This is a genomic window from Candidatus Symbiothrix dinenymphae (genome assembly GCF_001431085.1).
On the sequence record NZ_BBRU01000384.1, the window covers coordinates 1 to 462 of the forward strand.

The 462-nt window shown below is 47.6% G+C and carries 1 protein-coding gene; it reads right to left on the bottom strand.

What is annotated here, in order from left to right; translation table 11 throughout:
* Positions 1-422: hypothetical protein (locus ASC50_RS07515; RefSeq protein ID WP_262482199.1), on the bottom strand; the 422-nt coding region annotated here is incomplete at its 3' end.
* Between the last annotated feature and the right edge of the window lie 40 nt (positions 423-462).

The following is a 462-nucleotide window of genomic DNA, read 5'->3' on the forward strand; positions in this document are numbered from 1 at the left end:
CCCAGCGCAGTATAACTGCCAGCCAACGACGTACCTGCTAAGGGAGTGGTAGAAGTGGGCAGTACAAATACTTTCAAATCATCGAAGTTGCTTTCTCCGACACCTTTCCAATAAAAGGTCAGCGTGACCGCAGATGTTGATGTAGGGAAGGTGATGTCGCGGTAGAGATGCACTACACTTGAATTGTCTATCGTATAGGTATTACTGCTGCTATTATCGGATATATAGGCAGATTTGCTGCCACCGTTGCTTATTGCTGTACCGATGTACCACTTGTTAGTTTGGCTACCGTTCACAATCGTCCAATCGGCGAGGGTTGTGCCGTTGCCGTTTTCAAATGTTTCCACCAAAACATCCGGATACCTCCACTTGGCATACAGCGTGGTGTCGCCGGTAACTATATTGCTTGCAAAACTCCACATATTGGTGCAAGCAGATTCCCTATACCACCCGCCAAAGGCA